Annotated in this window: 1 protein-coding gene; it reads left to right on the top strand. The window is 75.5% G+C overall.

The window, feature by feature from the left end; all coding sequences use genetic code 11:
* On the top strand, positions 1–547 hold a 547-nt coding region (locus tag ACFU99_RS40340; RefSeq protein ID WP_384402758.1), incomplete at both ends, for an acyltransferase domain-containing protein.

The following is a 547-nucleotide window of genomic DNA, read 5'->3' as shown; positions in this document are numbered from 1 at the left end:
TAAGAGACAGGCCGAACCCGACCTGCGCCTCCTCGACGTCAGCCGCTCCCTGGCCCTCGGCCGGTCGCGGTTCGCGGAACGGGCCGTCCTGGTCGGCGAGGACCGCGCCGAACTGCTCGCCGGACTCGCCGCCCTCGCCCAGGGCGAGGAACCCGCGGCAGGCGTACGGGCCACCGTGCCCCAAGGCGGCCGCAAAGCGGTCTTCGTCTTCCCCGGAACGGGCGCGCAATGGACCGGAATGGGCGCTCAACTCCTGGACAGCAGCCCGGTGTTCGCCGCGCGGATGGCCGACTGCGAACGGGCCCTCGCCCCGCATCTCGACTGGTCGCCCACCGAAGCGCTGCGCGGCGCGCCGGGCGGGCCCGACCCCGAGCGGGTGGAGGTGCTCCAGCCGGTCCTGTTCGCGGTGATGGTGTCGCTGGCCGCCGTGTGGCGAGCCCACGGCGTCGAGCCCGCCGCCGTGATCGGCCACAGCCAGGGCGAGGTGGCCGCCGCCTGCGTGGCGGGCGCGCTGTCCCTTGACGACGCGGCCCGGGTCGCCGTGGAG

Source organism: Streptomyces sp. NPDC057654, from assembly GCF_042800135.1.
Taxonomy (GTDB): domain Bacteria; phylum Actinomycetota; class Actinomycetes; order Streptomycetales; family Streptomycetaceae; genus Streptomyces.
This window is presented reverse-complemented; position numbering and strand designations above follow the sequence as displayed.